Here is a 22,119-nt window from a genome sequence, read left to right as displayed (position 1 = left end):
AGAGTCTGCGCAGTCTGTACGGTTTCACAAGAAAAAAATTCTTGCCGAAACGTTAACCGCGTGCGACCCTGAAAGAGGCAAGTGTGTAGTATGCTATTTTTAAACAGTTTTTCAGTCCAGGAGCTGCCCAATGCCTCTTGATGGATCTGCCGCGAAAGAAATCAAACAACAGATGGCAATCGCCCGCAAACGCGAGCTGGCCTTTGGTTTGTGTTTTGGCAAGAAAATCGAAGACTCGGTCTTTCTCACCCACAAGACCAAAGCCGCCAAGGTGCTTGGCAAGCAGGCGAAATCCGATGGAGAGACGCCGCAATTCACCTTTGGACGGCTGAAACTGGACGGCAAGGAACTGACCCTCATTGTCGAAGGAAAGATCCCGCCGGGCATGGCCCGCAAGACCAAGAAAATGTTCATGGTCGTCGGGCTGAAATACAGCATCATCATTCAGGACCCAGACGGAAAGGTCGTCGAAGCGGAGAAAGATGAGGACGAAGAAGGCCCGGCTGCGAAAGAGGCCGCAAGCGGCGAGACGGCGACGGATACGGCAGAACCGGACGGCCCCGCGGCGCCCTCGGGCACGCCAGATCCGGCAGAGGAGAAATGGGCTGCAGCCGCGAAAAAGGTCGAAGCCAACCTCGTAAAGCTGCGTCAGATCGCCGGGATTGATCTTTCCCGGGTCGAGACGCTTTGGAAGGCGTTGCAGGCCAAGGCGGACACCGGCGCCTTTGCCACGGCGCTAGAGCATGTGGCCAAGCTGTCAGCGGAGATGAAGACCGCGGCCCAGGACGCCGCTGCGCGGGCCAAGCGGCAAACCCTGCTTGAGGCAAAGTGGCAGCAGGCAGAAGCCAAGCTGAAGCCGCTGATCGACGAGGTTCTCTCCTTCAAGACAACCCAATCCGAGAAAATTCAGGCGGTCTGGGCTCAGATCACCGCGAGGGTGGAAGCCACGCCGCCTGATTTCGAAGGCGCGCTTAAGGCGGTCGGTCCGCTGGCACAGGCCATTTCCAAGGCCCGTCAGGCCGCGGCCGAGGCACCTCAGGAAGAACCGGCCCCGCCAAGCGGAGGGGCCGAGGCGGCGGAAGGCGGCGACACGACAACGATCCCCCGCCCGGACGCACCGGAAAAAGCGCCCGAACAATCCGCTCCGCCCTCAGGCGAAGCCGCTGGCGATACGGATGATACCGACCTGTCCGACCAGATTGCCCGTATCGAAGCCGGGTTGAAAGAGCTGCGCGACGGCCCGGTGAAGACCTATAACACCATCGTGCCCGAGGCGGTCAGCCAGACCCCGGACAAATGGAAGACCGCCCTGGAGAAAGTCGAGGCGCTGGCGAACGAAGCCAAGGCCAAGCCCGAAAGCAGCAGCACGGCCAAGCTGGAGGCTGGCGAAAAGGCCCTTGCCGGGCTGAAAAAGGCAGTTGCCACCGACACCGAAGCCAAGACCGGTTTTGGCAAGGCGCTGGCAATCTTTGACCTGCGGATGGTCCCCCTGACCAGCCATCCAAAGGCCGGGGCCCCGGAAATCGCACCCGAAATCGCCACGATCAACGACACCCGCACGGACGCCATCGCAAAGGCAAAGGCTCACGATCTGAAAACCGCGACTGAGGCGCTCACGGCTGCTGAGGCCGAGATCACCAAGGCCGAGGTGCTCGCCGATGACTTTGCCCATTTCATGGCGCTGGACCCCGACCGCAAGGAGCTGGCCGACGCTGCGCGTGGGGTAACGGTCGGCGATCCCGCGATCGACGATGCCGCCCGCGAGATGGAACGCCTTTACGATGCGGCGCAGCAGGACAAGGCCGCGAAGAAATTCAAGGATGGCATCAAGAAGCTGGATGAGATCGCCGCAGTTTACGCCAAAACTGCCCGGGTGCGGACGCTGCGGGAAAGCTATGAAGACGCCCGGCCCAAGGCCAAGACTTGGGTCGATTACTGGGCCACGCTTCCCGGCGCTGTAAAAAACCTGCTCACGGTCAAGCTGACCGAGGCGAATGGCTATTACAACGATTCCGATGTCGCCACGAGCAAGGACTACGCCGAGTCACTCAAGACCCTTGGCAAGTTCTGGCACCTGCGGGCGTTTCTGGAAACCGAAATTCCGGTGGTGCAGCAATACGCGCCCAAGCTGACCGCCTTTGAGGCCAAGCTGAAGGAATTCAAGGACCACGATGGCGCCTCGGGCATTCAGGTGATCATCCTGAAAATGGAAAGCGATCTCGCCTCGGCCAAGGCGGAAGCGGCGCTTCACAAGTACTCAACGGCCATATCCCTGCTGGATGCCACGGCCGGGGATTGGGCAGCAACCACTGCGCAGGCGGACGCCTGTAAGGCCTACAAGGAAAAGCGCCAGGTCGTTCAGGGCAAGATCGCACCGCTGAAGAACGTACCGCAAGCCGCAGGCATGCTGGCCGATGCCGAGGCGCTGCTGGCCGAAGCCGTGGCCCATGCGCTCAAGCTCGACTTCCCCACGGCCAACACCTGCCTGGCGGATGCGGAAAAACGCCTCGACAGCGCTAAGGCTGCGGCAGAGGCCGCAGTCGAGCTGGACGGGCTGACCGATACCGCCGCGCTGGATAACCTGAAAAAGAAATGGGACCCGGCCTTCAAGGTCTTCACCGATATCCGGGACAAGGTGGTCGCGGCGGATACCGGCAATGATTTCACAGTGCTGATCGCCAAGGCACAGGTGCCTGCCGCGGAGGCTGAAAAAGCCAAGAAAGCCAAGAAATACGACGATGCGCGCGCCCATCTGGACAGCGCCATCGCCAATCTGAAACTCGCCATGGTGCTGGTCCATCAGCATCACGCCTATGAGGAACTGAAAACCTCGCTGGGAACGCGGGTGGCTGGGCTGGCGGCGCTGAACGATGCCAATTGCCTGCAGCCGCATCTGGATGACATCACCCGTCTGACCAGCGAAGCAGACGATCTGATCAAGCCCGAAGCCTATGACTACGACGGCGCCGAGGCCAAGCTTGCCGCCGCACGCGCCATGGTCGACCAGGCCCGCGCAGAAGGTGAACTTTACAAGACGATCAAGGCCGACCGGGCCAAGGCCACCGCGGTGATCGCCAAGATCACCACCGAGGGAGGCGATGTAGAAACACAGCTGGAGCATCGCAAGACGGAGATTCAGGCGCTGATCGACGAGAGTATCCGGCTGCAAACCGCGCGGGATTTCAAAGGCGCCGCGGAGAAGGCCAAGGATGCAGCCGGTTGGGAAAAGGCCACCGACGCGGATCTGACGACACTCAAAACCGTGCTGGGCTGGGAAGGTCCCTATTTCAAGGTGCCCCGTGCCACGCTGATCGGACCGGGCAAGGAAGCCGGGGTACATCAGATCGCCCGCGCGGATGCGGATTTTGCCAAATATGAGGCGATGAAGGCCGCGCATACCTACACGGCCGCGCGCGGGATGTTCGAAAAGGCCTATCAAAAGATCGAGGCCTGCAAGGTTCTTCTCGCAGCGGCGGCGCCCTACCCTCAGGCGGTTACAGATGCGCAGGCAGCGGTCGATGCATTGGCCGCCGAAGGCAACGATGCCACCAAGGACCGGATCAAGGAGATGACAGACCGGCTGACGGCAGCCAAGCTCGACACCACCCGGACCGACCTGACGGAAAACGATTATTCGCAAGCCGTGAAGGAGTTGAAGGCTCTCACCGAGACCGCCAAGGCGCTGCTGACCGCGATCACCGGATCATCGGAGTATGAAACCGCCCGGACAGAGGCAAAGGCCAAGCTGGACGAGGCGCAGGCGCACAAGCAGGCCGACGCCATCGCGGCGCAGCTGACCCGGCTGACAGCCAAATATGACGCGCTGGTCAAACTGGCACCAAGTGACTACGCGACGGCAAAAACCATGGCAGAGGAAGTGGCGCGTTCGGCCGAAGAGGCCCTGTCGACCGCCAAAACGCATGGCATCCTTGAAGTGGTGAATTCGGCCATTGGCGGGGATGAGGACAGCGCCCCCTGGTGGCCGCAGGTACAGGCGGCGAAACTGTCGATCAAAGTGGTCGGCAGCCGTGAAAACGCCGATGTCGCAGCGGTACACCTGAAGACCGCGACGGCGGAAATCGAAAACTGCCAGAAAGACGGATTGGCGCCAAAGGTCGCCAAAGGGCATCTTCTTGCCGCGCTGGAGGCCTGCAACACGGCGGATGAGGTGATTTCGCAATATGCCTTCATCACGCAGGAAATCGCCCACGCCTGCACGGCCCTGACCCCGGTCGAGGACCACGAAGAAGCCGCCTATGTCGCCGCCGAGGTCGCCGAAGTTGAAAAGCTGCTGACCGGGGCACAGACCGCTGCTAGAGGTGGCCAGAACTATGCATCGGTCAGCGCCGATATTGAAAAGGCTATCGCCCTGACCAAAACCGCGTTGGAGCTGGCCAAGCAGCATAAGACGTACAAAGAGCTGCGCGCCGAACCGGAAGTGGAGCCCCGCCTGGCCGTGCTCGAAGGGCACGAACACCGCTACGCCATCAAACCCAGCATCGACACCATGCGCAAGAAACTGGCGGATGCCGCGGCGCAGGACGCAGGTAAACAGCCTGCAGATGCTATCAAGCTGCTGGAAGAGGCCCGCGCCATTGGCACCAGCGCCTATGTCATGGCGCAGATGCGGGCCAATACGCCGCCAGACCCGGCAGACATCGAGAAAATCCTGGCACGCCCGGGTGGCACCGCCGAGCTGGATGCGATGATCGACAATCTGGAGCCGGAAGCCCAGCGCGCGGTGGTCAAGGTCGCCTTCAAGGCGCGCTTTGGCTGCGATATCAAGAACTTCAGCAACAAGAACTTGGCGCCAGCCACCGAAATCGCCGATGGCGATCTGAAAGGCCCCAATATCGTGGCCTTCTACAAGGCAATGCAAGACCTGCCGCTGGACCACACGCTCAACAATGACTCGCTGAAGAAATTCGCCATCAACGAAGCCGACAAAGGCGGATCCATGTACCAGGGCAACGAAAAGCGGATCGTGATGCACGAAGGTGATGCGGGCCTGTCGCCCAACTATGCCTTCGGCAGTGATGACGCGGTCGGCAGCCTGGATGATGCGGCCACCCCGGAGGAGCGCGCCGAGCTGGAAAAATGCAAACCCGCGAACGAAGAACCGGTGACCTACTTCAACTGGAACACCCTACACGAGGTTGGCCATGCGGTGGATGACAAACACGGCTTCATGAACAGCAACGGCAGCAAAAAGGATTTCGGTGGCTGGACCGAATACGGCATGGCGATTTCGGACATCGCCGAGAAATTTGCCAAGAAGTTCAAATACGACAAAGACTATATCACCGAATACATGGCCCATAACACAAGCGCCCATGCCCCGGACAAACCCGCGGACGAGACCTGCACGGACGAAGAATGGGAAACCCGGCGCGTTCAGGTTCAGGCGCATATCGATAGCGCCTCTGAGCCCGCAAAACCATGGTCCAGCATGACCTCTGCCAAGAAGCTCGCGATTGACGGTGTTGTATATCAGGAGAGTTATACCAACAGCTGGACCTCCTATCTGCTTGGCGCACGCGCCAAGGGCATGACCGGCTACCAGTTCCGGGCGCCGGGCGAATGGTTTTCCGAACTTTATGCCGCCTATCACTCGGGCAAGCTGAAACCGAACCATCCGGCGATTGACTGGTTGTCCAAACTCTGACTGATCGAAAGGCTGCCGACCGATGTCCCTGTTTCATCCCGTCAATCTGCTCTGCCCGCAATGCGAGGCGCCCGTGTCCATGTCCGCCGTCGGCAGTGTCAACGCCGACCGTCGTCCCGACCTACGGGACGACATCCTGGAGGACCGGTTTCAAGACGCGGCCTGCCCCGCCTGCGGCGAGAGTTTTCGCCTGCAACCGCAGTTCAATTACCTCGACGTCGGGCGCGGGCAATGGATCGCTGCGATGCCCGCCAACCGGTTGCGCGATCATCTGGAGCTGGAGGATGAGGCCAATGATCTGTTTTCCACCAGCTATGGGTCGCAGGCTCCCGCTGCCGCGCAGGAGGTCGGCAAAGGGCTGACCGTGCGACTGACCTTTGGCTGGCCAGCGGTGCGGGAAAAATTGCTGCTGCGGCAACTGGAGCTGGACGATGTGATCGTCGAGATGATGAAGCTGCATATCCTGCGCAGCGTCGAAACCGCCCCCTTGGCCGAAGGCATTGAACTGCGACTTGTCGATGTGGACGAAGAGACCGGCAGCTATGTCTTTGCCTGGCTGGAAACCGCATCGGAAAAATACATCGAATACCTGAACGTGCCATCAGAGCTGTATCAGATAATCCATGACAACCCGGAGGGATGGGCCGCGATCCGCGGTCGGCTGGAGACAGGACCTTTCGTCGATATGCAGAAACTCTACATGGGTGAAGGCCGCCATACGGGCGCTGAACGCCAGGCAGGCTAACACCGCGCAGCCGACACTCAGCGCAAACCGCGGCGGCGGAGGGGCAAAAACGTTCCTCTTGTCGGGCAGACATCAGGCGATCTGCCCTGCCACTAGGTGCGGTTAAACCCATCCGTGCTCTGCCCATCGCGGCTGGAAAAGCAGGGATGGAAGGCGCTCTTCACCGTAGAATGCATCAAAATTTGGCTCAAAACCGACAACTTGTAACATGTTTCCGGCGCTACTGTTGCGTGGTGGCTACGGCTGTGTATGCTCCCAGACACATCCGAAATGACAGAAAGGTAAGTGGGCTTCATGCAGGATCTGACCCCGGCGACACTCGACAACAATGCAATCGAAAGCGCGGAGGATCTGTCGTCCATCGCTTTCAGTTTCATGGCATCAAAGGCGCTGTTCACCGGTCTGCATGTCGGTATCTTTTCACTGCTCGCGGACGGCCCCAAGACGGCCAAAGAACTGTCAGAGGCTGCGGATGTGCCGCTCAACCGCATCGTCACGCTGACAACCGCGCTGGCCAGCGTCGGGTTGCTGAGCAACACGGACGATGACAAGATCAAGAATTCCCCCGCCGCGCAGAATTTCCTTTCGAAAACATCGAAATACGATTTCGGCGATTATCTGCGCTATCAGATCGACCAACAGATGTACCCCTTCCTGCTGCAGCTGAATGCGGTGATGAAAGGTGAACTCTCCGAGGATGCAATCGCTTCTTACCGGCACTGGATGGCGGATGAAGAACAGGCTTCGGTCTATTCCGAAAGCCAGCACGCCGGCTCGCTTGGCCCGGGGCGCACACTGGCCCGCACTGTGGACCTGTCCCATGCCAAGACGCTTTTGGACGTGGGCGGCGGCACCGGCGCGATGACCATCAGCCTGTGCAACGAATATGAGAACCTTGAGGCCACCATCATCGACTTCCCCAACGTGGCCGAAATCGGCTGGGGCTTTGTCTCCGAGGCCGGTCTGATCGACCGGGTGCGCTATATTCCAGGCAACGCCATCGAAATCCAGTGGCCAGGCAATCAGGACGCCATCCTGATGTCCTATCTGATGAGCGGCGTTCCCGGCGACGACGTCGAAGGCCTGCTGACGAAAGGCTTTGAGGCGCTCGCCCCCGGCGGCAAGCTGATGGTGCATGACTTCATGGTAGAAGAGAACCGCCGCGGACCCGCGCTGGCCGCACTCTGGCAGCTTCAACACATGGCCTTTACCCCCGACGCCCGTTCGCTATCGGTGGGCTGGCTGACGGAAATGGGCAAAAAGATCGGTTTCGAGGTAGAGACTGTCGACAACCTGATCCCCGCGATGACCAAACTGGTCGTCTTTTCCAAACCTGCCTGAGCCGGGGGAGCGGAGATGTCGACATTTCGCGTACACGAAGAGCCGCTTCAGCAGGAGTGGCTGGATGCCTATGGCCACCTGAACGAAGCCTACTATCTGGTCCCGTTCAGCAATGCGACATGGAAGCTGCAGGACCGTTTCGGGATCGGCACCGCATATTTCGAGGCAACGGGCTGCGCGCTATATACGCTTGAGACGCACCTGCGGTACGTGGGGGAAGTGCGCGCTCCGGCAACCCTGTCAATCGAGGCGGCGATCCTGGGCGTGGACAGCAAACGCTTGCAGATCGGGCACACCATGTGGTCGGCCGATCAGGAATGCGCGACGTTTGAATGCATGCTGCTGCACTACGATACGCGCCAGCAACGTGCCACGGCCTTCCCCGAGGCGATCTATAACAGCCTTTTGGATGCGGCTCTGTCCCCGGCCCCGGAATGGGTCGGACGCGCAGTTCGCCAATTGCGCGGAACTACTCCCGGTTGACGCCACCCCGACCAGCTGGTCTGCCTTCACCTGCAAGGTCCGTGGCTGCACTTGGCCTCGCGATTGCGAGGCCAAGCCAATCTGTGACTGAAACCGGAGGCGATTTCGGTCACAGTACAGCCTCAAAGGCATCAAGGTGCGCATAAGAGCCCTGAAGCAGGTTTTCATAGATATCCGCCAGGGCGGTGTCCTGCACGGCTTCGGCCGCTGCCGCGATATCGACGATGTCTTTCTCCTCGATCGCCACACCGACCTCCAGCGCGTCTTCTAGCGAGGTCAGCCCCTGCTCCAGAAGCGTGTCGTACATCTCCTGCAACTCGGGATTGGAGAATTCGCCAGCGGTGTCGAAAACGAAGGAATCGACATCGACGCCGATCTTCTCTGCATAATCGACAAGCGCGTCAAAGTGCTGGTCTTCGGACTCCTCGATATTGGCGAAGATCTCCTCTCCATAAACATCGTAAAAGGCCTCGTAGAGATCACCCGCAAGCTTTTCCTCTTCGATCATGAACTTCAGCTCTGCGATGGCCTCAGCGCTAAGCGTCACAGCAACAGAGGCATCATCGGTTGATACCGTTTCAACCTGCTGTGTCTCAGCTTCGTTACGGTGCCATTTGCCACCGCCAATACCTGTATCAAGGCCGGTTTCGGCGGACAGTTTAACACCGTCGGTGCCTTCGAAACTCACTGTGTACTCGCGGTAGGAAACACTGTTCATGCTCATGTCTTTCTCCTGTGCCGGTTGCTGATCTCAAGGTGAACGAGGCCCGGCGCGCCCATTACATTCAGAAAAATACATATGTAAATTGGCTCGTGAATTGAAACTGGCCTGCCAGCAGACCGGCGTTGCGCCGCTGATTTGGCAGCGAAATTTTGCCGTGCACCCTCTGCCACGACTGCACTCGTGACGTCGTGCCGCAAGCCTTGGAAGCCGATTGGCAACCTCTGCATGCTGCCAGACATGCCAGCGCATGCGTTCTGACAACAGCCTTTAGAATGCTCAGAGCACATTTCAAGATCGCATTGGAGAGATCGGAGCAAAGCCTCACTGCTGAGAGGCCCACTCACGTCGAGCACCTAGGCGATCGGGATCTTTGCGACCTCGGATTTGAACCATTCGCCAAAGGCAATGAGCCGCGGATCGGGGAAATCCGTATCCGGATAGACCAGCCACATCCCCCGTCCGGTGGTCAGGCGGGTCTCATTGAGGCGCACAAGATGCCCAGCAGCCACATCGGCAGCGGTTAGACTGACATCGGCCAACGCAGCGCCATGCCCGGCAAAGGCCAGGTCCACGACCCGCGCCCGGCTGTCATAGGCGACCATGTCCTGTGGTGGCGGTCCCGCATAACCCAGAAGATCCAGCCAGGCCTGCCAATCGTCCTTGCGGCCCTCGATATAGGCCAGGGTCAGCTTGGCAATCTCATCGGCAGACAGCGGCAGGCGCCGCCCCGAGACGACCGAGGGCGCCGCCACCGGCACCAGTTCATCACGGTGCAGTTCGACTGCGGTCAGCCCGGACCACTCCCCGGTGCCATAGCGCATGCCACCATCAAGATCCGATTTGCGAAAATCGGTATCCGTGGCGCTCATCTCCGGTTCGACCGTGATCTCCGGATACATGGCATGAAACCGCGACAGGCGCGGCAATACGATGCGATTGCCGTAAAAGGGCGTGACCGCCACCCGCAATGTCCCGCTCATCGGGTTGCCCTGCAGTTCAATCGCAGCTGCCTCGATCGTGTCGAAGGCCTTGCCGATCCGGTCTGCAAAACGTTTTGCCGCGTCGGTCGGTTGAACCGCACGCCCACGACGCCGGAACAGGCTCATCCCAAAGGCTTCTTCAAGCGATTTGACCTGATGGCTGATGGCCGCGTTGGTCACGTTCAGCTCAGTCGCCGCCTCCTTGAAGCTTTCATGCCGCGCGGCAGCTTCGAAGGATCTGAGGGCATTGAGAACAGGAAGACGTCGAGGCATGGCACTATGGTCAAATTTTTCTCACCCATAGTGCTAGAATGTTTCATTATTATCAACCACGAGATTTTGATAGCTATGGTGCCGCAAAACTTTAAAGGCGCCCGCCCATCGGCCAAAGCCGATCAGCAGCCCCCTTGCCCCGCCGCCGCCAAGACAGCGCAGCGCGGCCTGTCATGGCAAGGACGGCCCGGCGCGCGCAAAAAGCGGCCCCGCCCTTATGGCGACTGCTATGGAACCGATTGAGGACCAAGAACCATGTGTGGATTTGTTTGTTTCTGGAATACCAGCGATGCCGGGCTGGCCGAGGAGATGATCGCGAAGATCGCCCATCGCGGCCCCGACGAGGTGCATGTCCTCCGGCATGCAGATACCCCCACCATCGAGCCCCCTGCAACTGAGACCGCCTTCACCATGGCCCATTGCCGGTTGTCTATCATCGGCCCCGAGGACGGCGCCCAGCCCATCCACCAGACAGGTGACATGCTGGTTGCCAATGGCGAGATCTACAACCACGCCGATCTGCGGGCTATCTTAGGCGATGCGGCGTTTGAGACGGCTTCTGACAGTGAAACGATCCTGCACCTGTTCCGCTCCGGGCGCTCCCGCTGGGTCACCCAGCTGGATGGCATGTTCGCCTTTGTTCTGATTACCAAAGACCGCATCATTGCCGCGCGCGATCCACTGGGGATCAAACCGCTCTACATGGCGCGTCTGGGCAATGGGCTGGTCTTCGCTTCCGAGCTGAAGGCCTTTGACGGCGTCCCGGTCGACCAGGTCGAAGCGGTCCCGCCCGGACATCTGTTCGACAGCCGCACCGGCTGGCGGCAATGGTACCGCACGCCTCAGGGCGCCGCAGCGGCTGAGCCTGATCTCGATATCAACGGCACCGCGCAGGAGCTGCGTCTTGTGCTGGAGGGGGCCGTTTCCAAATGGATGGTCGCGGATGTGGAGGTGGGCAGCTTCCTTTCCGGCGGGCTGGACAGTTCGATCATCGCGGCGCTTGCCCAGAGGGCGCGCAAGGCACAGGGGCTGGGTCCGCTCAAGACCTTTGCCGTCGGCACCAAGGGCAGCCCGGATCTGGTCGCCGCGCGCGCCGTGGCCGACCATATCGGATCAGACCACTACGAGACCGTCTTTACAGCACAAGACGTGGCAGAGGCCTTGCCGCATGTCCTTTATCATCTGGAATCCGCTGATGTGGACCTGGTGCGCTCAGCGCTGCCCACCCTGTTCGCAGCACGGCTGGCCCGGGCCAGGCTCAAGGCGGTACTGACCGGCGAAGGCGCCGACGAATTGTTCGCCGGCTATACCTACCACCACGATTATGTCGACGATCCCAGGGCACTGGCAGATGAGCTGACCCGGTCCCTTGGGACCATGCACAACATCAATCTGCAACGGGTCGACCGCGTCACCATGTCCGAGAGCCTAGAGGCCCGAACTCCGTTCCTGGATCGGGAGCTGATCGATTTTGCCCAGTCCATCCCCGCAGATCTGAAGATGCGCCGCACCGATCCTGCGGCTCCTGATGCAACCGGCGCAACAACGGAAAAGTGGATCCTGCGCAAAGCCTGCGAAGACTTGCTGCCGCCGGATCTGGTCTGGCGCAAGAAGGCGCAATTCGACGAAGGCTCCGGCACGGTCGATGCGCTGGAAGAGGCCCTTACCGCGCTGATCGGCGGTCCCGTCACGCGGCAGTCAGAAGGCGCCCTGTATGAACACCTGCTGCGCGATGCCTATCGCAACCCCGAGCGGATCCTGGAGGCTGCCGGGTCCTGGGATGCGGACCGGGTGGTCGCCTGAGGCACCGCCTGCCCGGTTTCCGGACCCGATTACGCGCGCCTTGCTGCATCATCAGCCTCAAGGCGCGCGCCATAGCATATCGGTCTGGGCTGCCTCAGGAGCCGCCCGGCACCACGGTCAGACCCAGCATGTTCCAACTCTGCATGCCACCACGATAGTAGTAGATCTTCTCGGCCGGGAAGCCCGCCTCGATCATGCGGCGCGCGGCCGTCGGCGACTGGCCGCACCATGGCCCGTTGCAGAACAGGACGACCGAAGGCACCTCGCCCTCGCAGATCCAGCCATCGAAATCGACCTCGCAGCCAAATTCCCCCAGCCGGTCGGCCGCCTCGGTATAAGGCACCGACATGGCACCCGGAATTGTCCCTTGTTCATATTGCGGGCGAACGCGCCCATCGACAAGCAGGGCCTCCCCCGATTTCAGGAACTCCAGCACCTCCAGCTCGCCAATGGTCGTCACCCCGGGTGCCGGTGTCATCGGCTGGATGCAGAAATTGGGACAGGGGCGCGAGGTCTTTGTCCAAGGTTCACCCAGACGCGCTTCGGGATCCTGATTGCGCTTGATCTCAACCGCGCCGCCAGGCGTTGTCACGGTCACGCTCATCATGTCCTTTGTGATGCCGACCTTATCCGCCAGTGCAGGCGCCGCGATGGCGGCTATACAAAGGCCCAATAGCATTCCACGCATGTCTGAATCCTCCCTCATCTCGTGTGCTTATCACATTCTAAAATTCGAATAACACACAGTCGAGGCATTTTTGATGCGTTCAGATCTCTCTCACTGCCTATGCCCGACGATCCTTGCAACGGCTATGATCCTTGCAGCGGCTATATGGAAGCTCCCCCAAGCGGCCCGCAAGCTTTTGAAATCAATAATTTTTGCGTGCGGCGTATTCTTATGAATCGATTTCGCCACGGGCAAATCGCATATCGAGTTCGGACTGCGCGCCGGACGCTTTGCGCTGCGATGACGTCCCGTCGCCCCCGCGCACCAGCCAGATCAGCCCGGCGACCACCAGACCCAGGTCGGTCATCCAAAGCACGGGGCCAAAGATCATTCCGACCCCGTGACTATGGTCCCAGCCCACCATATGCTCGTATTCTCGCGCCCAAAATATCGCGGGCACGCCAAGCAGAACCGACAAATAGACCGGCGGGACCACGGGCCCCACCGGTTGTTTCAGTATCGGCCGATCCTGAAGGCGCCGCTTACATCTTGCCGCCGTAGACCGGGAAGAAACTATGTTCGCCGTAGTCCTTGATCTTCTCGATGGACTTAAGTGCATCCATATCTGTGTCGGAGATTTCGAAATCCACCGCCGCGTTGTTGGCCATGTGATCCGGGTTTCCGGTCTTCGGCAAAGGCAACAGGCCCAGCTGCAGACAATAGCGAATGCCAAGCTGCGGGATGCTGACGCCGTATTTCTCGGCCATTGCGCCGACCTCGGTATTCTTGAACAGCTCACCATGACCGACAGGCGAATAGGCCTCGACAAGGATCCCTTTGCTCTTGGTATAGTCGATCAGGTCAAAGGGCGTGTTGCTGATATGGGCCAGGATCTGGTTCAGCATCGGTTTGACGGTGGCGTTCTCGATCAGGTTGTCGAGATCTTCCTTCTGGAAATTGGACACACCGATGGCGCGCAGTTTGCCCGCTTCAAGCGCCTCTTCCAGCGCTTTCCACGCCGCAAGATTGCCTTCGAAGTACCGGTCGTCGCCTGCAAAATTTTCCCACGGCTGCGGGCTGTGGATGATCATCAGATCGACATAGTCCAACCCCATCGTGGCAAGAGAGCCGTCGATGGCTGCCTTGGCCTCGTCATAGGTCTTGATGCCGGCGTCCAGCTTGGTGGTCACAAAAATCTCGTCGCGGGCCACGCCGCAGTCACGGACTCCTTCGCCAACACCGCGTTCGTTGGCATAGGCCTGCGCGGTGTCGATGTGGCGATAGCCAAGGTTCACAGCCGCCTTGACCGCATCCGCAACTACCGCGTCGTCGATCATCCAGGTGCCAAGACCAAGTTTCGGAATCTCGACGCCATTGGAAAGAGTGTAAGTTTCTTGAAGGATCATTGGGGTTTTCCTTTGTCATAGTGTATCGCCAATGGCTCCCCTGCCGTCGATCGAGCGGCATAAGTTCCAGTGCGTATCTGATGGGGTGGAACTTATGGCAGGCAGGCTCCTGCGATAATCCATGCAGAATTGAACCCACTGATGAGTTCAGATCATTAATGGCGGAACGCCAAGGCGGCGCGCACTGTGCCATGCGCCCTTGATGCCCGCGGCAACTATCGCCGATGCAAGACCCTTGGGCAGCGAGCAGGTCTAACCCGCCTGCTCGCCCCAAAGATCAGCCGTTGTAGTCTTCGTTGCTGACCTTCTCCATCCAGTCAACGGCGACACCATCGATGCTTTCCTGGATGGCGTGGTGGCTCATGGCGGTGTCAGGCGATGCGCCGTGCCAGTGTTTTTCACCAGCCGGGAACCAGACTACATCGCCTGCGCTAACCTCTTCGACGGGGCCGCCTTCGCGCTGCACACGTCCGCGGCCAAATGTGATGATGATGGTTTGCCCTGCCGGATGAGTGTGCCACGCGGTGCGGGCGCCGGGTTCGAATGTCACATGGGCACCGCTGACCCGCCCGGGGTCTTCGGCCTGAAACACCGGGTCGATCCGGACCGAGCCGGTGAACCAGTCTTCGGGGCCCGGTCTGGACGGCGCGCTGCCGGAACGGATGATTTTCATGGTTGATCTCCTTTCATGCGCGGTCAGCCGCGCAGTTTTTCAAATCGATAGGTCAGCGCCGGACCGCCGGGCTGCACATAGGCCAGCTCGACCGTCGCCATGGCAAAGGGTTCGACAAAACGCCCATTGCGCAGCCCCCCGGTTTCAAGCGGCTCAAACCCGATGTCCCGGATCAGCGTCCCCGCGATCTCCTTTGCCTCCGCATCATCACCATAGGTAAAGACCTGCGGCGCGGGCGTTTGTCCCTTGCGGTCAAACACAGGCCGGAAACTCTCGGACGGGATGGTGTTGAAACACGACACCCAGCGGGCTTTGGGCCGGGCCTTGGCCAGCTCTTCGGCGCCCGAGGACGTTGTGCCCACCACCAGCTCTGTGTTGCTGTCATTCAGCGGCACGCAGCAATTGAGCACGACCTTTCCCGCCAGATCTCCGGCCTGCTGCAGGACATCGTCGATGCGTGACCAATGCACCGCAAGAAGCAGCACATCCGCTCCTGCGACCGCGTCGGCAACCGTGCCCGATGTTCCGCCGCAATCGCCTGCGAGACGCGCGAGCTTGGCAGTGCTGCGAGAATAGGAGAAACACACGTCATGACCACAGGCTGCCCAGAGTGCGCCAAGCTTGGCGCCCATAAGGCCGGAGCCGAGAATTCCGATCTTCATGCATCTCTCCTTCTGACTTTGCTGCCTTTCCCAAACCTTTATACGGTCTTATTGCCCGCGATTTTCAAACACCTCTTTGGCAATGGGCATGGCCGAGAATACCTTTGGCCAGCCCGCGTAGAAGGCAAGGTGCGACAGCATGGCCCCAGCTTCCTCCTGCGAGAGACCATTGTCCATGGCGCGGTTCAGGTGAAAGGTCATCTGCTCAGGCTGACCTGCGGCGATCAAGGCGGCGACGGTCACAAGGCTGCGGTCGCGGGGCGCTAGATCTGGCCGCAGCCAGAGATCCAGAAACAGCACCTCGCGGGTGTTGTCGACAACACCAATACTGACGTCGCTATAAAGGCCACTGACAAGCTTTTCACGGGCGGCTTCGGCCTCTTCATTGAGCGGCAACAGATCCGGGGACACGGGCGGCAAGGCATCGATCGACACGCCGCGAGCGGCAAACACAGGCGCTGCGGCCTCGGACGCTGCGGTTGCATTGCCAAAACCAGTGTAGAAGGCCAGGTGGCTGATCGTCTCGGACAGCTCTGCCGGGGTCACGCCCGCGTCCAGTGCCAGAGCGACATAGCTGCCAAGATTTTCCGTTTCGTGACGTGTCACAAGCGCTGCGAATGTCAGCAGTGCACGGTCACGCATCGACAGCGCCTCATTGGTCCATTCCGAGCCGAAGATCGTATCCGTGGCATAGGCTTCCAGCGCCGGGGAGACTTGCCCCACTGCATCGGGCAGCGTGGTTTTCACATCCTGGGCAAAGGCCGGGCTGGTCATCAGCGCAAAGGCAGAGGCGGCAATAGAGGTCTTCATCGGGATCTCCTGTTGGGTTGCTTCTGCCTGATGATGTGGCCCCTTTTCCCGAAAGCTTAATGCCCGTCCTGATCACCCCACTCATGATGCCATTTCATGAATGCCTAGCCTCATACCCTTCCTTTGGTCTCAGCCGCGTTCACGCAGAGCCTCCAGCACCAGGCTGAACGCCGAGGACGGGCGTTGGCGGCTGGGGTAATAAAGGTGGAAGCCCGGAAAATAGGGAGAATAATCGCCAAGGCACATCTGCAGTGCGCCACTGTCGAGACGCGACTGGGCAAGGCGTTCCGGGATGAGGGCAAGACCATGCCCATCCGTGGCCGCCTGCATCACTGGATTGACCGTGTTGAAACAGGCCTGACCTTTGACTTTGACGTTGATCTCGTTGCCGTCCTTGTCCTCAAACTCCCAGGCATAAAGCGCGCCGTGGGTGGAAAGACGCAGGTTGATACAGCGGTGATCGGACAGGTCCTGTGGCACCTGCGGTGTGTCCATTTCCTTGAAATACTCAGGGGCACCGACACAGACCATCCGCTCATCCGGGCCGATCCGCATAGCGATCATCCCCTCGCTGACCTGATCACCATAGCGCACCCCTGCATCGCATTGTGACGCCGCCAGATCGGTATAGCCGTAGTCCATGACAAGCTCGATATTCACCGAAGGATACTTCTTGAGCACCGGCGACAGCTTGGGCCACAGAATGCTTTCGATGGCGTATTCCACTGCCACGATCCGCACCGTTCCCGTTGGCTGATCCTGCGCGTCATTCAGAGCCTGCAGCCGATTTTCGATCTTCTCGAAACAGGGGTTGAGCGTGGCAAGCAGGTCCTCTCCCTCGATGGTCGGGGCAACACTGCGTGTGGTGCGCGTCAGAAGGCGCAAGCCCAGCCGCTGCTCCAGCCCCTTGATTGTATGGCTCAGCGCGGATTGCGACACGTTCAGCCGTGCCGCAGCCCGCGTGAAACTGCGCTCTTCCGCAACAGCGGCAAAGGCAATCAGGTCGTTGATGTTCTCGCGTATCATGAAAGGGGCCGGGATTTGTGTGTTGTTGCTCATTGTCGTTCTTCCACAATCTATGTCCGCCCTTCATGAAATCGATGATTAAGTTGCGCTTCAGTCGAGGTATTCCTGCTCCGTGACCTGGTCACCCCAACTGACGGCCGAGCCATCGACCACCGCCTGAATGGCGTAATGTGTCACCGATGTGCTGTCGCTCGCGCCGTGCCAGTGTTCAACACCGGGCGGGCACCAGACCACATCACCGGCCTTGATGACCTGCTTGTCCTGACCGCGCTCCTGGGTCCAGCCGGTGCCATGGGTAACGACCAGCATCTGCCCAGCCGGATGCGTATGCCAAGCAGAGCGGGCGCCGGGAAGAAACGTCACCTCGCCAGCGCTGACATTATTCATCTGGGGGCCGAATACAGGGGAGATATAGGCCGTACCGGTAAAGACCGTGCCGCTTCCAATTTGGCCGGGCCGGTCTTCGTGCCGACTGATCTCCACGGATTGGGCAAAGGCGGTTGAGGCGGCGAGCATGAGCGCGGGGGCCGTGAGCATGAGTTTCATGGCATTTGTCCTTTTTGGTTGATCGCGTTGGATAGGACAAAAGGTAGAGAGCTCCGCCAGCCGGATCATGGGCCTGTTCTGCACAGCATTCATGACGGCTTCTCATGAATGCTGTGCAGCAGGCCGGGATTATCCAATGCGGAGAATGGAGTATCTTGGTCCTGTACCTCGTAGCCAACCGTCCAAGGAGATCCCCATGTGTGAAGCTTGCAACCAAAAGGCCGAAATCTTGACCCGCGAGGGCGAAAGCCGCCGGTCCTTCCTTGGCGGCACCGCGGCCATGGCAACTGCCCCGCTCGCCGCTGCGGCCCTGTCCAGCGCGGCCAAGGCGCAGGAGGCCGCAAGCCCGCTTGGCGCCAGCAATGTAAAAAGCTGGGCCGCCTTCGACACCAGCGGATCCTTTGCACCGCACACCATCCCTCGCCGTGCAGCCGGTCCAAAGGATGTGGTGGTCGAAATCCTGTACAGCTCGATCTGCCACTCGGACATCCACACCTACAAAGGCGACTGGGGGATGCCGACCTTTCCGCTGGTCCCTGGCCATGAAATGGTGGGCCGTGTCACCGGCGTCGGCGCCGAGGTGACCAAGTTCCGCGAAGGCGACATCGCAGGTGTAGGCACCATGGTCGACAGCTGTGGCGAATGTGCGAACTGTCTCGCTGACCGGGAACAGAATTGCCTGAATGGCACCACCTTCACCTACAACTCCCCAGACAAGATCTCGGGCGGGGTCACATATGGTGGTTACTCGAAGAAGATCGTCGTGAAAGAGGACTTTGCGCTTCGCATTCCGCCGGGGGTGGATCTCGCGGGTTTTGCGCCTCTGCTGTGCGCAGGTATCACGACTTTCTCGCCGATCAACCACTGGGATTTGCAGCCCGGGCAGCGCTATGGCGTGATCGGCATGGGTGGTCTTGGCCACCTTGCGGTAAAGCTCGCCGCTGCAAAAGGTGCCGAGGTTGTCGTCTTCACCACATCCAAGGATAAGCTGGAGGACGCGAAATCCTTTGGTGCGTCCGAGGCTTATCTCTGGTCCGATGAAGACGCCATGCGCCGCCAGATGGGCAGTTTTGATCTTATGCTCTCCACGGTGCCGGTGGCCTACCCAATGCAACCATTCCTCAATATGCTCAAGCTCGACAAGACCCTGGTCAATGTTGGCGCGCTGTTCCCCATCGAAGGGGCGCATGGCATGATGATGGGGTTCGGCCGTCAAAGCCTGGCAGGTTCGATGACCGGTGGCATCGCCGAAACGCAGCGGGTCATTGATTTTGCCGCCCATCACGGCATCGCAGCGACCTATGAAATGATCACTCCGGATCAGATCGGCGCGGCTTGTGAAAAGGTCGTCAGAAAGCAGGCCCGCTATCGCTATGTCATCGACATGACCAAGGCCTGATCATCATGGCCAAGGCGGGACACTCAATTACGCCTTGGTCGCATTTCAGGAAATCTGAGGAGGACAATGAACGTGAACTGGCTCAAAACTCCGGCTTTGGCACTGATGAGTGCGCTCGCGCTGTCCGCTCACGTCGTGGCAGAAACATCTGGTACAGCGACACAGAAAGAAGGCACCATGACCAAAATCGAGTTCATATTTGGCGAAGACCGCCTCTCAGCAACGCTGGACGATACTGCTGCCGGACGGGATTTTGCGGCGATGCTGCCGCTTGAGCTGACCCTTACGGATTACCACGGAATTGAAAAAATTTCCGACCTGCCGCGCAAACTTGACACAACAGGCGCACCGGCAAGCTACAAGCCCGAAACCGGCGACATCACGTTATATGCGCCTTGGGGCAATCTGGCGATCTTCTTCAAACCGTTCCAGAACTCCCGCGGCTTGGTGCGTCTCGGGGCGTTCGATGGCGATATCGCACCTTTGGTGCGTTCCGCCCCCTACACAGTCCGCATAGAAATCGCCGACTGACACGATTGCCGGTCAGCAGGTGTCCAGCGGTCATCCAGTGGCACAGAAATGCCTCCCGACCGGCATGTCCTGCGCGGCATTTACTGTACTCCTTGTTCCTGTCCCGAGGACGCTGAACTGCAAGCGTCACCTAGTGAAACGGGGTGAGAAATCGAAGGTATAGGTACCCGGCGCCAGCGCCTTGGGCGCACGTGGGTACCGTGTTTTTTGCGCCGCCTGCAATGCGGCATTGTCCAGCGTCGAACTGCCGGAGCTGCGCACGACAGAGGCCCCGATCAGCCGTCCTTGGGTCGAAACTTTCAGGCGCACCCGGGCTTTGCCCTGATCGTCGCCACGCGGGCGCCGCATCTGGCGTTCAATCCGGGACAGGATGGCCGCGCCCCAGCGGCGTTTCAGCTTGGCATCCCGGGCAGCGTTTCCGGTGCTGGCTTCGTCGCCCCCATTGTCACCACGGGCGCTGCGCTGGCCGCTGCCTGCTGCCTGCTGGTTCACGGCCACCGAGGCCGCTGCCGGTTTTGCCTCTGCCGGAGCCTCAGCTGCTGGCGCCGGTTTGGGCGGCGGGGCTGGCGCAGGCGGTGCCGGAGCAACCGGCGGAGGCGCAGGCGGTGGGGGAGCAGGCGGCGGCGGTGGGGATGCGGGTTTTTCGGGTACGGCCTCCGCCTGGGCCGCCGGGGCCAGCACGGCCAGAGCGGAGGTTGGAAGGTCCGGCACAGAGGACGGGCTGGCGGACGGGACGGGCTGCGGATTGGCGATCGGAGCGGGCTGCACTACGGCAAGCACCTGAGTGGTGATCTCCTGCGGGCGCTGCCATTTGGACACCTGCTGGGTCAGCTCAGCCGAGGCCGCCACCAGCGTGATCTGACCGGTGCCGCCGCTGCCCTCTGCCTCGGTGCCGCCATCCGGAAGCGCCAGAAAGGGCAGCGCGTGCAACAGCGCCGCCGAGGCAAGACATGCCGGAAAGAGCGCGATACGGCTCATGATCCGGTTCCGGTCAATGTGACCGATGCAATGCCCGCCGCCCTGAGCCGGGCGATCAGCGCCGCAACTTCATGCGCCGGAACCTCGGCATCCGCCCGCAGTGTCAGCACCCCGATCTGCCCGGCCTGCGCCGTCACTGCAGCGATGGCGCCCTCATCCTGCGCGCCCGCGAAATGCAGGCGGCCATCAGCGGCCATGAACAGTAAGGCCTCGGGCGCGGAGGGATCTCCGCTTTCCAGTTTCGGCGGCACCACCGCAAAGGGCGCGCGCGGCGCGATTTGCGAGGACAGGAGGAAGAAGATCAGCAGCAGGAAGACCACGTTGATCATCGGCAGGATCGGCTCACCCGTCTCGCGCTTTTTCGGTGTGGAGAAGTCCATGCCGCTCACTCCATGACCACGAGGCCGGTGAAGCCAGCATCGGTCAGAAGCACCGCCGCATCCATCAACTGCTGGAGCGACGCGGTTTTGTCCGGTTGCAGGATGATGGCGTCCGACATCTCCTGCGTCAGCGGGATCAGCTGCGCCGCCAGAGCCTCGGATGCAACGGGAACCCCGTTCAGATGCAAACCATCCGCCGTAACCAGCACCAGCCGGGGTGGCCCCTGATAGGCTGCGCCTGCCCCGCTCATGGTCAGCGGCACCACCCGGTCGCGGCCGAATTGCGAAGCCAGCATGAAGAACACCAACAGCAGGAACACCACGTCGATCATCGGCGCAAGGCTGATGCGCTTTTTCCGGCGCGGTGCTCCGAAGGCCAGTGTCATTGCGCGGCCTGCTCCAGCGATGGGCGGGCGGCGGCTGCGGTGAAGACGCGGGTGGCGGCATCCTCCATCCGGGCCTGTTCACGCTCGGCCAGCCCTTCGATCCAGGACGCCAGCGCCGAGGCCGGGATCGCCACGGCCATGCCCGCAGCCGTGGTCAGCAGCGCTTCCCAGATGCCACCGGCCAGCACCGAAGGATCCGCGCCACTGCCGCTTTCCTGCAGGGCCTGAAAGGCGCCGATCATGCCCAGAACGGTGCCCAAGAGGCCGACCAGCGGCGCAATCGCCGCGATCAGCTCCAGCGGGCGTAGACCATGACGCAGGGCGGCCAGCTCCGCCTTGGCGATGCGGGTGGTTTCCTTTTCTGCGGTCTCGGGGCTGAACTCGGGCGTCAGCAGGGCCACCATCGCAGACCGGGTGACCCGGTCCAGCGGCGTGCGCCCGGGTGCAACAGGCACCGCCCCTCCGGCCCGCCATTGATCCAACCATGTTTCGGATTGCGGCCTGCGCCAGATCCCGACCTGTGCCAGCCCGATCAGGCGCCACAGAAACAGGGCGAGTGTCAGCACCGACAGCGCGCCGATGACCCAAAGGGCGGGACCGCCGCGGGCCATGAAATCGAAAAGAGGGGCAAAGGACATAGC

The 22,119-nt window shown here is 60.7% G+C and carries 21 protein-coding genes; 7 read left to right on the top strand and 14 right to left on the bottom strand.

Annotated features, from left to right (window positions below; genetic code table 11):
* Positions 1–130: 130 nt before the first annotated feature.
* The 4 genes from AC5SSZ_RS02805 to AC5SSZ_RS02790 all read left to right on the top strand — a co-directional run bounded on the left by AC5SSZ_RS02805 (position 131) and on the right by AC5SSZ_RS02790 (position 8,234).
* Positions 131–5,665, top strand: coding sequence for a hypothetical protein (locus AC5SSZ_RS02805; protein ID WP_495436795.1), 5,535 nt, complete (start codon positions 131–133; stop codon positions 5,663–5,665).
* A gap of 22 nt (positions 5,666–5,687) precedes the next feature.
* Positions 5,688–6,410 carry a CpXC domain-containing protein gene (locus tag AC5SSZ_RS02800; RefSeq protein WP_495436793.1) on the top strand — a complete coding sequence of 241 codons (723 nt, stop codon included), beginning with the start codon at positions 5,688–5,690 and terminating at the stop codon, positions 6,408–6,410.
* Positions 6,411–6,704: 294 nt separating this feature from the next.
* On the top strand, positions 6,705–7,751 hold the full coding sequence (locus AC5SSZ_RS02795) for a methyltransferase (protein ID WP_274828192.1): 1,047 nt from the start codon (positions 6,705–6,707) through the stop codon (positions 7,749–7,751).
* A gap of 15 nt (positions 7,752–7,766) precedes the next feature.
* Positions 7,767–8,234 carry a thioesterase family protein gene (locus AC5SSZ_RS02790; protein ID WP_495436791.1) on the top strand — a complete coding sequence of 156 codons (468 nt, stop codon included), beginning with the start codon at positions 7,767–7,769 and terminating at the stop codon, positions 8,232–8,234.
* Between the two features lie 109 nt (positions 8,235–8,343).
* Here the strand turns inward: AC5SSZ_RS02790 and AC5SSZ_RS02785 are convergent, their stop codons facing one another.
* Together AC5SSZ_RS02785 and AC5SSZ_RS02780 are read right to left on the bottom strand one after the other, a co-directional pair.
* Positions 8,344–8,958 (bottom strand): DUF2202 domain-containing protein, encoded by a 615-nt coding sequence (locus AC5SSZ_RS02785; protein WP_495436789.1) that lies wholly within the window; start codon positions 8,956–8,958, stop codon positions 8,344–8,346.
* 353 nt (positions 8,959–9,311) lie between these two features.
* Positions 9,312–10,211, bottom strand: coding sequence for a LysR substrate-binding domain-containing protein (locus AC5SSZ_RS02780; protein WP_495436787.1), 900 nt, complete (start codon positions 10,209–10,211; stop codon positions 9,312–9,314).
* Between the two features lie 255 nt (positions 10,212–10,466).
* Between AC5SSZ_RS02780 and asnB the strand changes: the two genes are divergently transcribed.
* The gene (asnB, locus tag AC5SSZ_RS02775) at positions 10,467–12,014 is read left to right on the top strand and encodes an asparagine synthase (glutamine-hydrolyzing) (protein WP_495436785.1); all 1,548 of its coding nucleotides are present in this window, start codon (positions 10,467–10,469) and stop codon (positions 12,012–12,014) included.
* A 94-nt stretch (positions 12,015–12,108) separates the two neighbouring features.
* On the opposite strand, the gene AC5SSZ_RS02770 is transcribed toward asnB, so the two are convergent.
* The 8 genes from AC5SSZ_RS02770 to AC5SSZ_RS02735 form a co-directional block, all read right to left on the bottom strand.
* A complete protein-coding gene (locus AC5SSZ_RS02770; protein WP_342455925.1) occupies positions 12,109–12,702 on the bottom strand; it encodes a rhodanese-like domain-containing protein in 594 nt (197 codons plus the stop codon).
* Between the two features lie 208 nt (positions 12,703–12,910).
* Positions 12,911–13,072, bottom strand: a complete 162-nt coding sequence (locus AC5SSZ_RS02765) for an SHOCT domain-containing protein (protein WP_165832711.1) — start codon at positions 13,070–13,072, stop codon at positions 12,911–12,913.
* A gap of 151 nt (positions 13,073–13,223) precedes the next feature.
* Positions 13,224–14,087, bottom strand: coding sequence for an aldo/keto reductase (locus tag AC5SSZ_RS02760; RefSeq protein WP_495436783.1), 864 nt, complete (start codon positions 14,085–14,087; stop codon positions 13,224–13,226).
* Positions 14,088–14,364: 277 nt separating this feature from the next.
* The gene (locus tag AC5SSZ_RS02755; RefSeq protein ID WP_495436781.1) at positions 14,365–14,760 is read right to left on the bottom strand and encodes a (R)-mandelonitrile lyase; all 396 of its coding nucleotides are present in this window, start codon (positions 14,758–14,760) and stop codon (positions 14,365–14,367) included.
* A 23-nt stretch (positions 14,761–14,783) separates the two neighbouring features.
* Positions 14,784–15,422, bottom strand: a complete 639-nt coding sequence (locus tag AC5SSZ_RS02750; protein WP_274838359.1) for an NADPH-dependent F420 reductase — start codon at positions 15,420–15,422, stop codon at positions 14,784–14,786.
* A gap of 48 nt (positions 15,423–15,470) precedes the next feature.
* The gene (locus AC5SSZ_RS02745) at positions 15,471–16,232 is read right to left on the bottom strand and encodes a carboxymuconolactone decarboxylase family protein (protein ID WP_495436778.1); all 762 of its coding nucleotides are present in this window, start codon (positions 16,230–16,232) and stop codon (positions 15,471–15,473) included.
* A 129-nt stretch (positions 16,233–16,361) separates the two neighbouring features.
* Complete coding sequence (locus tag AC5SSZ_RS02740) at positions 16,362–17,291, bottom strand: LysR family transcriptional regulator (protein WP_495436776.1); 930 nt, start codon at positions 17,289–17,291, stop codon at positions 16,362–16,364.
* Between the two features lie 57 nt (positions 17,292–17,348).
* A complete protein-coding gene (locus tag AC5SSZ_RS02735) occupies positions 17,349–17,804 on the bottom strand; it encodes a (R)-mandelonitrile lyase (protein ID WP_495436775.1) in 456 nt (151 codons plus the stop codon).
* A gap of 196 nt (positions 17,805–18,000) precedes the next feature.
* Between AC5SSZ_RS02735 and AC5SSZ_RS02730 the strand changes: the two genes are divergently transcribed.
* Both AC5SSZ_RS02730 and AC5SSZ_RS02725 read left to right on the top strand, forming a co-directional pair.
* The gene (locus AC5SSZ_RS02730) at positions 18,001–19,203 is read left to right on the top strand and encodes an NAD(P)-dependent alcohol dehydrogenase (protein WP_495436773.1); all 1,203 of its coding nucleotides are present in this window, start codon (positions 18,001–18,003) and stop codon (positions 19,201–19,203) included.
* Between the two features lie 72 nt (positions 19,204–19,275).
* Positions 19,276–19,734 (top strand): cyclophilin-like fold protein, encoded by a 459-nt coding sequence (locus AC5SSZ_RS02725; protein WP_495436771.1) that lies wholly within the window; start codon positions 19,276–19,278, stop codon positions 19,732–19,734.
* A 126-nt stretch (positions 19,735–19,860) separates the two neighbouring features.
* Here the strand turns inward: AC5SSZ_RS02725 and AC5SSZ_RS02720 are convergent, their stop codons facing one another.
* From AC5SSZ_RS02720 to AC5SSZ_RS02705, 4 genes are read right to left on the bottom strand one after another with little or no spacing between them, the layout of a single operon-like run.
* Positions 19,861–20,712 (bottom strand): energy transducer TonB family protein, encoded by an 852-nt coding sequence (locus AC5SSZ_RS02720; RefSeq protein WP_495436769.1) that lies wholly within the window; start codon positions 20,710–20,712, stop codon positions 19,861–19,863.
* Positions 20,709–21,092 carry a biopolymer transporter ExbD gene (locus AC5SSZ_RS02715; protein WP_495436767.1) on the bottom strand — a complete coding sequence of 128 codons (384 nt, stop codon included), beginning with the start codon at positions 21,090–21,092 and terminating at the stop codon, positions 20,709–20,711. Before AC5SSZ_RS02715 ends, AC5SSZ_RS02720 begins: the two co-directional genes overlap by 4 nt.
* Before the next feature lie 5 nt (positions 21,093–21,097).
* Positions 21,098–21,478: an ExbD/TolR family protein gene (locus tag AC5SSZ_RS02710; protein WP_495436766.1), complete on the bottom strand. Its 381-nt coding sequence runs from the start codon at positions 21,476–21,478 to the stop codon at positions 21,098–21,100.
* Complete coding sequence (locus AC5SSZ_RS02705) at positions 21,475–22,116, bottom strand: MotA/TolQ/ExbB proton channel family protein (protein WP_495436764.1); 642 nt, start codon at positions 22,114–22,116, stop codon at positions 21,475–21,477. Before AC5SSZ_RS02705 ends, AC5SSZ_RS02710 begins: the two co-directional genes overlap by 4 nt.
* Positions 22,117–22,119: the final 3 nt, after the last annotated feature.

The organism is Phaeobacter sp. CC-HEC084, assembly GCF_059429255.1.
This window is presented reverse-complemented; position numbering and strand designations above follow the sequence as displayed.